The following is an 11302-nucleotide window of genomic DNA, read 5'->3' as shown; positions in this document are numbered from 1 at the left end:
TACCACAGCCTACGCAGACGCACAGGCTACAGCAGCAGTATCGGGTAAACAAAACACATTGACCAATTCAGCAGGATTAGCTGCAGCATTGAGTGATGAGACCGGAACAGGTTTAGCAGTATTTGCAACCAGTCCGACACTGGTTACCCCGAACCTGGGTACTCCAAGTACTTTGGTTGGAACAAACATTACCGGAACTGCTGCAGGCTTAACTGCAGGAACAGTTACTACGAATGCCAACTTAACCGGCGAGGTAACTTCAACCGGAAACGCAACAACAGTTACCAATGCCGCAGTAATCGGTAAATTACTAACCGGTTATATATCAGGAGCTGGAACAGTTGCAGCTACAGATAATATCCTTCAGGCGATTCAAAAACTGAATGGAAATGATGGTTTGAAAGCAAACCTTGCGAGTCCAACCTTTACCGGAACACCAACGCTACCAACAGGAACCATAGCGGTAACACAGGCAGCCAATAATAACTCTACCGCAGTTGCTACCACAGCCTACGCAGACGCTGCCGCTTTAGCTGCGATGCCTGCCGGTGCTGCAGCAGGAAATACGCCATATTGGAGTGGAACTGCCTGGGTAGCAAATAACAGTAATATCTGGAATGAAGGGGGTAATGTGGGTATAGGTATGAATCCAGTTGGTGCTCAGAAATTACAGGTTAACGGTAAAGTAAAATCAAATGGTATCAATGAGACTTCAGATGAGCGCTGGAAAATGGACATAAAAACAATTGAGAATGCTCTTCCTAAAGTGCTGGCAATGAGAGGAGTGAACTATAACTGGAGAACCGAGGAATTCCCCGATAAGAATTTCAATAATGGTCTTCAGCTTGGTCTTATTGCTCAGGAAGTTGAAAAAGTGATCCCTGAAGTTGTGGATACCGATGAAAAGGGCTTCAAATCTGTTGAATATTCAAAATTAGTTGCACTTTTACTTGAAGCGATCAAAGAACAGCAGAAACAGATCGCAAAACAGGAAGCTGATATTGCGGCGCTTAAGTCTGATAACAAACGGATTGATAATATGGAGGAAGAATTGGCTCAGTTCAAAGCCCTATTACAGAACATGATAAAAAATAATGTATCTGCGCAAAATGAAACCAAAAAGTAGTTTTCAAACCTCAATTGGAAAATATTTGAGAATTTTCGCAGGATTTGCGATAATAAATATCATTTCCATGCTTTTTCCAATTGCTTTGGAAGCAGCTACTTATTATTCCAGAGTTGCTACAGGTACTTTTACAGCACTTGCTACCTGGTCAATAAACCGATCAGGTACCCCAACAAATGCTACAGCACTAGCCGCAGGGGATATTTTTATTATTCAGACAGGGAATAATATTACTGTGGCTACTATAACAGCTGCAAGTGTGACAATTGAAAGTGGTGGTACACTCACCGCAGCTATCGCTACATTAAATTCTCCCTTAACAATAAATTCCGGGGGTACGTTAAATCTTTCTACAATCAACGCCCTTACAATGGGAACGGGAGGAAGCGTGACTAATAATGGTACGATTAGTGGAACATCCGGTCGACTAACAATGGGTGCAAATACACTGACTAACAACGGATCATTTACTCTATCAAATGGAAGACTTACAAGGACAACAGGCGCTGTGATCAATAGCGGATCCATAACTTTTACGGCGAATGGTCAATTTACAACCAGCTCCAGCGGACCTTTTACCAATGAGGCCACCGGTACATTTTTGGTTACCCCGAGTACAACTGTTCCCACAATTACCTTGGGTACCGGCAACTTTGTTAATAATAATACAAGTGCTAGTGTAGATTTTGCTACTGCAACTGTGGGTCTAACAGGAACTACCCGCTCTGTGGGTGGCTTTACCACCCGTGGTGCAGTTAACCCCTCAAATGCTTCGGGAACAATAACAATTACCGGAAATATTAATGGGGCTGCATTTACAAAAAGTGGTGCGGGGACGATAAATATGGGGACAGGATTTACCCATACTTTTACCGGAACATTTGCTCTGGGCACAACAGGTTCAGTTAATGGGGGTTCAAGTACAATCAATTTAAATTTAGCTGGATCAGCATTGACAGGTACAAGTACTGTATTTAATCCTGGAACAGGTACGGTAAATTTCGGTGCCAATGGTGCCCAAACAATTGGAGCCACGGGGACATTATCATTTTACAATCTTTCCTATTCGACCAGTGGCGCGAAGACTAATGCCGTCGCCTATAACGTTGCCGGAACTTTCACACTCCAGGGTTCCGCAACTGCTGGTACCACAAATCCCACATATACTGGCACTCTTTATGGATTGAAATACGCTACTTCCACCAACAGAAATGCCGGTACTGAATGGCCAACACCTTTTGGCGGAAGTGCAGGAGTGACGATTGAGACCACTGGTGGAACAACAATTACCGTTGCTGCTGCTAAAACATTCAATTTAGATAATCCTTTGATTATTACCACAGGGACCCTGATCTCAGGCGCTAACGCGTTTACTTTGGGTGGTGATTTTATCAACACGGGGACCTGGACAACTACGGGTGATGTTACGATTAACGAGGCAAGGGTATCGCAGGTTATTGGAACATTCTCGACAACTGGGCTGGTTTCATTTACCAAAGCCTCCGGTACCGCAACTTTTACAGGGAATATCGGTGGGGGAGCATTTACGATGAATAGTGCTGCAGGAATTCTCAACCTTGGAACAGGCCGGACTCATACCTTTACCGGAGCCTGGACAAATACTGCCGGAACTTTAGAGGGAAATACCAGTACCCTGAATATTGGAGGTACCGGCAGCGGTACGGGGGTTACTTTTACTGCCGGAACTTCAACAGTCAATTTCAACGGAGCAGGAGCTCAGAATATTCCAACCTTTGTATCATCCACAGTTTATTATAATTTAAATACCGCCACCGGAAGTACCAAGACTTTGCTGGGAAATACCACAGTAAGCAATGTGCTCACAGTAGGCCCAAGCAGTGGTTTTGCTACCGGAGCCTTTACATTGACCCTTTCCGGTACAGGTACACCATTGGTTGATAATGGTACATTCACGGCAACTGCCGGCGGAACGGTTATTTATAGCGGTGCAACCGCGAACATTGCAGCCGAATCTTATGCAAATTTACAAACTTCGACCGCTGGGGTTAAAACCCTGGTGGGGAATACGACAGTCGCGACAGTATTAACGGTAAATTCACCAAGTGAGCTTGTAACGGGAGCCAATACCCTGACACTTACCGGAACCGGCACACCCCTGGTAAATAATGGTACATTCACGGCAACTGCCGGCGGAACGGTCATTTATAGCGGTGCAACCGCGAACATTGCAGCCGAATCTTATGCAAATTTACAAACTTCGACCGCTGGGGTTAAAACCCTGGTGGGGAATACGACAGTCGCGACGGTATTAACTGTAAATTCACCAAGTACTCTTCAAACAGGAGCTAACACGCTTACACTTACAGGCACAGGTACCCCATTGGTAGATAATGGAACATTTACTGCATCTGCGGGCAGTACAGTAATTTTTAGTGGTGCAACAGCAACTGTTGCCGGAGAGACTTATGCCAATCTTCAGGTATCTACCGCAGGTGCTAAAACATTAGGGGCGAATGCCACTGTAAGTGGTGTTTTAACCATCAATTCCGGCAGTACACTCGCTTTGAGTACTTTTACACTAACCCTTTCGGGCACCGGTACACCACTGGTTAACAGCGGGGGAACCTTTACACCGGCTACCGGAACAGTCATTTATAGTGGCGCAACATCAAATATTGCCGCCCTGAGCTATTACAATCTTCAAACAAGCACTGCAGGATCCAAAACTCTTGCGGGAGCTACAACAGTTAGTAATATTCTGACAATTAATTCTCCTTCAACGCTTGATCTCTCCACCTTTACCATAAACTTATCATTAACCGGCACACCATTGGTAAATAATGGAACAATTGCCGGAACGGGAACGGTTAATTTTTCAGGATCTGGTGCACAGACTGTTGCGGGTACTACTTACCCTAACCTTGAGTTTTCGGGTGCGGGCACCAAAACAATCGCAGCCGCAACAACAATAAACGTAACAACCAATTGGGTTGTAGGAAGTACCACAACCATGACTACGACTGCGGCAGCAGATGTTGGTGGAAATATCAGTGGTGCAGGTAATATAACAATGGGCTCAGGAACCATTAATATTGCTGGCAACTGGACCAATAACGGTACTTTTACCAGAGGAACCGGGACAGTAATTTACGATGGTACAAGCCAGAGTATTGGAGGGCTGGTATATAATAACCTCCAAACCTCAAATTCTGGAGTAAAAACTCTTGCTGGGGGTACAACAGTTGCCAATATTCTTACCATTGGAGCTTCGACTACACTTGATCTCTCATCAGTAACATTGACTTTGTCTGCAGCCGGCACACCTTTAGTAAATAATGGCACCTTTACCTGCTCAACTTCAACAGTAAGTTTTTCAAATGCTGCCTCAACTAATATTCCTGCTCTTAATTATTATAATCTTACTCTTACCGGTGGGGCGAGAGTTTTAGCAAACAGTGGTACAATTGGTATCGCTAATATATTTACACCAGGTGCAGGTGGCTTTACAGTAACAGGCAGTACAGTCAATTTCAATGGTATGGGTGCCCAAACCATTCCGGCATTTACTTTTAATGATATGGTTTTGAGTGGCTCTGGTGCTAAAACTATTCTGACAGCAACAGCAGTTACTGTAAATGAAATAAATATTAATGATGGTCCGGAATTGGACCTTCCCGGAACTGCGGTAATCAATATCACTAAACCATGATACATTACCCTGGTTTTTGTATTTCCTGCGGTTGGTGTAATCACCACCCGCTAATAACTTTATATTAAAACATAATAGCTATGTTCAATACTTACCAATTTTTCTCTATCTCAGCCGTGAATAAGCTAATGTTATGCTTGCTTTATTGTTTATACTTGCCAACATTAAGCATTGCGGCAACCCGGGTTTCCACAACTACCGGTGGTAACTGGAATTCAACAAGTACCTGGGTTGGAGGGCTAATTCCACTTGCAGGTGATGATGTTATAATTGCTACAGCCGGTACTGCTGCAGTCACAGTTGATGGTCTGAATAGCTGTTTTAATTTAACCATTGGTAGTGGGGGGCGCCTCATAATCATGGGCTTAAATACATTAAATGTTTTCGGTACTGTTAATATTCAAAGACCGGGATCAGGTTCTATATCTGAGTTGAATGTTAATGCCGGTACCTTAAATGTGAAAGGTTTATTCAGCATGGCCGCAAGTAGAGGGACACGTCAGGCATCACTTAATATTACATCCGGAACCGCGAATCTTTCAGATATTAATACTCGTGGTGCTGCATCCAGAATAATATTTAATGGAAATGGAGTTTTGAATCTTTCCGGAGACCTGAGCGGTTCCAACCCCGCATTGGAAGCCGGGCAGGGTTCTGTCAATTTCACCGGCACATCACCTCAAAATGTTTGGGCGAAAACATATCATAATCTGGGTATCACAGGATCTGGAATAAAAACTCTTGCGGGGAACACAATTGTAACCGGAAAAGCAAGTGTCGATGGGGAACTCAATCTGAATAAGCATAACCTGATCTTAAAAGCTAATGGTAATCCATTGATTGCCGGGGGGGCTCTGACAAATTATTCAGGTACAGTCGTTTATGCAGGTGAGAATGATCAAACCATAGCTGCTATACCATACTTTAATTTATCTTTTACCGGGACAGGAACTAAGAAATTTTTAGCCGGTAGCTCTGTACTTGTAACTCAGGACTGGAATGTGGATAGTCCTACTTTGCTCGAAGCTGATGCCTGTATCGCAGTAAATCGCGATATGACCGGTGCAGGAATACTTGAAATGGAAAGTGGAACCTTGACAATTGGGGGCAGCAACCTGAGAACCGGGTTGTTTATTCCGGGTTCGGGTACAGTGCATTATAGCCGGGGGGAGACCCAAACAATTAGGGCAGTTGAGTATTATAATCTGGTGCTGTCTGAGGCAGGAGAAAAATCGATACCTAATGGAGAAGAAATTATCATCAATAATGATCTGGAAGTTAGCAGCCCGTTCATAGTCCCGGGTACTGCCACAGTAGATATTAAAGGGAATCTATTAGGCAATGGAGATATTACCCTCGAAGAGGGTGTTATCTCACTGGCTGGTGATTGGCTGAATGATGGAAACATTAATTCGGGCAACAGTACTATTTTATACAATGGCAGTGGTGATCAGATTATAGCCGGAAATGAGTATTACAATCTCGAAACCGCTGAGGGTGGAACAAAAAGCCTTAGCGATGATGTTGTTGTAAAGAACGTTTTAAGTATTGGTGCAGATACTGAGCTGTATCTTGACAGCTATGAACTAACCCTGTCCGGATCAGGTAAACCTTTGCTGAATAATGGGACATTCAGTCCGGCTTCTTCAACTGTTAACTATACTAATCCTGGTGAAACAGAAATTGCAGCAGTAAACTATCATGATTTGGATGCCTCTGGTGGCCCGAGAAAGTTGTCTGAGTCGGGCATCATTGGTATTTCAGGTACCTTCAGTCCAGGTTCCGGCGAATATAAAATCATCAACAGTACAGTTAGCTTTAATGGTGTAAACCAAACCATTCCTCCATTCAGATTTTATCATGTTGAGCTTACAGGTGGAGGGAACAAAATGATCGATTCTGTAGTAAATGTAAAGACATTGAAGCTAAAAAACGGATCAAAACTTGAAGTGGATTATGATAATGGTGCTAAAATTGTGGTAATAGAGTGATTATTTTTTTTATGTTAATTGATTAATGTGAATTTTGGAAAATATAATTTAGTGTTAAAATGAAAATCTCCCATTTTTCATGGGTTAACCAATCTAACATTAATTGCTATTTTGTAATAAGAAATTAACTATGTATCAGTTACAACAAATATCCGAAATTGACATAAACAGACTTTTAAAAATGTTAATTATATCCTTAAAAACAAATCAAAAAACGATTTTGCTTCAGGTAAATTAAATCAATTCCAGTGAGTATACTTTTTAAAATGCGTAGTAATCTATTGAAAACAACAATGCTAGTGATGGTTTTCATGCTTATTGCAGATGCGCTGTATGCTGCTACCTATTATTCCCGTGCTACCGGTTTGGTATTTACATCGAATTCTCTATGGTCAACTACTCGAGATGGGGCTACAGTTAACTACCCGGGTACCTCGCATACCTATATTATACAAGCTGGGCACTCTGTAACCCTTGGTGCAAATCAAACTACGGCAGGTATTACAATTGAAGATGGGGGTACACTAGCACCAAATGGTAATTATACTTTAACTAGTCCTTTGACAATCGATGCAGGTGGTGTTTTCCTGATAAATGCTACCAGAATAACAATGGCAGGTAATACTATAAACGATGGTACTATTACTATTACCAATGGCAGGCTAATCCGTGGAACTTTTTCTCTGACAAATAGTGGCAGTATTACCATGGGTGCAGGTCAATTTACCGCTACGACAGGAACCTTTACCAACGAATCTACCGGGACAATGACGGTTACCGGTACTGCAACAATTACACTGGGAACAGGTACCTTTACTAATAATAATACCAGTGCAAGTGTTAATTTTGGATCATCAGTAGTTACATTAACAGGTACGGTAACCCGATCTGTTGGCGGATTTACGACCACCGGGAGATTTTCAGCAAACAATACCGGAGGAACCATTACATTGACCGGGAATATAAACTGCAATGGCATCACAAGAAATGGTACAGGAGGTACAGTGGATATGGGTGCAGGGCTAAGCCATACAACCACTGGCACAGTTATACTCACAGCCGGAACTATGAACGGCGGAACAAGTACAATTAACGTGAATATTATAAGTACAACGGCCTGGCAGGGCACTGCTTCTTTATTTGTTCCCCAAACCAGTACAGTGAATTTTGGAGCGGCGGGTAATCAAACCCTTTCAGCAACAGGGACTAAAACCTTTTATAATTTAACTTTTTCAAATAGCGGGGTAAAAACAAATGCCAGTACCACAGTGAATAATATATTCTCTCTGGAAGGAACTGCTACTGCATCCGTTGCGCCTACATACGGAACTGATGCAACACTGAGGTACAATACGGAAACATCAAGAACTGCGGGTGCGGAATGGCTTGCTACATTTGCGGCATTGGGCGGAGTGATTATTGATAATACCGGGGCTATCACTACCAATGGAAACAAGGTGTTTAATCTAAATGTACCGCTAACAATTAACTCAGGTGCAACATTAACTCCTGCAGCAGGTCATACCTTTTCTTTTGGCGGTGATCTGATCAATGACGGTACCTGGACAGCTTCAACGGGAGCTGTAACTATCAATCTGGCAAGAGTTAGTCAGAGTATTGGACGATTTTCAACAAGCGGTCTGGTCACGATGTCAAAAACCAGCGGTACCGCAACATTTGCCGGGAACATCAACGGTGGCGCCTTTACAATGAATGGTGCAGGTATACTCAATCTTGGAACCGGATTAACACATACCTTTACGGGTAACTGGACCAATACTGCGGGAACCTTACAGGGGAATACCAGTACATTGAATATAGGTGGAACAGGAAGCGGTACAGGTGTTACTTTTACAGCAGGTACTTCAACTGTCAATTTCAATGGTGCCGGAGCTCAGAACATTCCCGCATTTACATATAATAATTTAACAACCTCTACAGGAAATACTAAGACCTTGCTTGGTACTGCAACTGTATCTGGTGTGTTGACAATTAATGCCAGCACAACCCTTGATCTGGGCGCTGTTAGTCTGACCTTATCAGGCGCAGGTACCCCATTGGTCAATAGCGGCACCTTCACATCAGGAACTTCCACAGTTAATTTCTCAAATGCCGGTTCAGTTAATATCCCGGCTTTGAATTATTATAATTTGGATATAACCGGAGGAGAGCGGATTTTAGCCAATAGTGGCACTATCGGTATAGCTGGCACATTCACACCAGGATCAGGAGGATTTATGGTTACAGGGAGCACAGTGGAGCTCAATGGGGCTGCACAAACAATTCCTGAATTTACATTTAATGACCTCGTTTTAAGTGGATCAGGAGCGAAAACAATTCTAACAGGTACAACAGCTACAGTTAATACAATTGCTATTCTGAATGGACCGACAATGGATATTGAGGGAACAGGGGCCGTTAATATTACCAATCCTTAGTTATTAATATTACACTTACCTGATAGAACAGTTTTCAGGTTTTTATATATTGTAATTAGATAATATTTCAGGCGATGTGTTTTAAGGATAGTCTTTGGTTTATTACTTATAGTATAATAAACATTTGGAACTTCAATTATAACAGACGTTTAAGTTTTTGGATGAAATTATTGGGTTTTTTACTTATTTGGAAGATTACAGAAAAATTTAACTAAGCATCAATTATTAATTCGACCTGTGTGCAGTACAGAATCTGGAATTTAATTGATAATTAAACTTTAGTAAAAGATGAAGAAATTTATTTGCGAATCACTTACAGCGTTTAGAATACATAGACAACATTTTGAAATACTTTCAAAATGTATTGCTGTTTTGTTTCTCTTTAGTTCAATAATATTTACAGGAAATCTTTTCGGAGCAATAAGAACCAGTTCCGGTAGTGGAAACTGGAATTCAACCGCCACCTGGGGAGGAAATCCGGTGCCTGTGGCAGGGGATGATGTAACTATAAGTGCAGGCCATACTGTTACTATTACCGCAAATGCCGCATGCACCTCCATTACCTTTAGTAACAACAGTACACTAAGCTTTAGCGGAGCTTTTTCACTGGATGTTTCCGGCGAGGTTACGATGCCTGCTCCTGGTAATAATAATCCGATAACCTTTGCATTGGGTACCGGAACAGCAACAATTGGCGGATTGTTTACAATGAATGGGGGAAGTGGTAACGCCAACAGAAGAAATGATTTAACAATATCCACCGGGACATTAAATCTAAATGGTGGCTTTACAACTGCCACAACAAGGTGCAACGTAATTTTTAGTGGAGCCGGGGTATTAAATATTAGCGGAGCTACAAGCGCAAATGCGATGACCTTAACTGCCAGTACAGGTACAGTCAATTATACCGGGAATACTGCTCAGAATATATGGGGGCTCAATTATTATAACCTGGGGGTAACCGGAGCTGCTTCAAAAACCTGCACTGGAATATTAACAGTATCAAATGCCCTGAATGTAGATGCCAGCGCGATTTTAGCATTATCCGGGACAGGTACACCGTTAAATTATTCCGGAACTATTTCCGGTACTGGTAAAGTATTATATTCTGGAGCCTCAGCTCAAACTATTTCCGGTTTACCGTATTATGACCTTGAGTTTTCAGGTGCAGGAACGAAAACGATTGCCGCAGCAGCAACAGTAACTGTGAACAATAATTGGATTGTAGGAAGTGCCACAAACATGAACACAACTGCAGCAGCTCTTGTAACTGGAGATATTAGTGGATCGGGGTCAATTACAATGGGTTCCGGGACAATAACATTAGCAGGATCATGGACTAATAATGGGACTTTTACAGGGGGTACAGGAACCGTAATTTACAACGGAGGTACCCAAATTGTTGCTTCCCTGCCTTATTATAAACTGGAGCTTTCCAATTCAGGGGAAAAGACATTAGCTGCTACAACCACGGTCAGTAATACATTGACGGTCAATAATCCGGCAACACTTGGACTTTCCAGCTTCACGCTCAATTTGCCCCTTTCAGGCACCCCTCTTATAGTTGAGGGTTCCATTGAACCCGGATCTTCAACAGTGAATTATTCTGGTACCGCTGTTACAAATATCGCACCGGCGGATTATTATAATCTGGACGGAGCCGGAGGTGATCGTGTGCTTCCTGATGGGGAGGAAGTTGGTATTGCCGGAGCCTTCACTCCAGGGGCCGGAGCATACACTGTTACCGGGAGTGTGGTGAATTTCAATGGCTCTGGTCCACAAACTATACCTGCCTTTACTTTTAATAATGTGATACTTAGCGGTTCTGGAGAAAAGGAAATCCCTGGATCAACTGAGGTGACCGTCACTTCAATCGAAATTCAGGATGGACCATCCTTAGAAATTCTGGATGATGCGCAGCTAAACATTGTTGATTAAATCTTTAACCTGCTCGGTTTTTTCTGGAACGGGCTGTTATTAACATTGTTAACGTTGAATTATAATTCTCCGCTCTCCATTCTTTTCCAGAGTAAGTTTTTTACCATAAATTATTGTA

General features: G+C 42.5%; 5 protein-coding genes. All 5 read left to right on the top strand.

Going from position 1 to position 11302, the window contains the following annotated elements:
• A partial coding sequence (locus Q8S11_RS09565) for a tail fiber domain-containing protein (protein ID WP_305661868.1) occupies nt 1–1126 on the top strand: 1126 nt, incomplete at its 5' end.
• Nucleotides 1110–4817: a hypothetical protein gene (locus tag Q8S11_RS09560; protein ID WP_305661867.1), complete on the top strand. Its 3708-nt coding sequence runs from the start codon at nt 1110–1112 to the stop codon at nt 4815–4817. The genes Q8S11_RS09565 and Q8S11_RS09560, both read left to right, overlap by 17 nt.
• A 155-nt stretch (nt 4818–4972) precedes the next feature.
• Nucleotides 4973–6808 (top strand): hypothetical protein, encoded by a 1836-nt coding sequence (locus Q8S11_RS09555; RefSeq protein ID WP_305661866.1) that lies wholly within the window; start codon nt 4973–4975, stop codon nt 6806–6808.
• Nucleotides 6809–7074: 266 nt separating this feature from the next.
• Nucleotides 7075–9246, top strand: coding sequence for a hypothetical protein (locus Q8S11_RS09550; protein ID WP_305661865.1), 2172 nt, complete (start codon nt 7075–7077; stop codon nt 9244–9246).
• A 288-nt stretch (nt 9247–9534) separates the two neighbouring features.
• The gene (locus Q8S11_RS09545; RefSeq protein ID WP_305661864.1) at nt 9535–11184 is read left to right on the top strand and encodes a hypothetical protein; all 1650 of its coding nucleotides are present in this window, start codon (nt 9535–9537) and stop codon (nt 11182–11184) included.
• Nucleotides 11185–11302: the final 118 nt, after the last annotated feature.

Origin of the sequence: Daejeonella sp., assembly GCF_030695525.1 — a bacterium.
Lineage (GTDB): Bacteria > Bacteroidota > Bacteroidia > Sphingobacteriales > Sphingobacteriaceae > Daejeonella.
This window is presented reverse-complemented; position numbering and strand designations above follow the sequence as displayed.

Bases quoted from the DNA above. Each gene is read 5' to 3' on its own strand.
- Q8S11_RS09545 (WP_305661864.1), top strand. From the start codon at position 9,535: ATGAAGAAATTTATTTGCGAATCACTTACAGCGTTTAGAATACATAGA.
- Q8S11_RS09560 (WP_305661867.1), top strand. From the start codon at position 1,110: ATGAAACCAAAAAGTAGTTTTCAAACCTCAATTGGAAAATATTTGAGA.
- Q8S11_RS09550 (WP_305661865.1), top strand. From the start codon at position 7,075: ATGCGTAGTAATCTATTGAAAACAACAATGCTAGTGATGGTTTTCATG.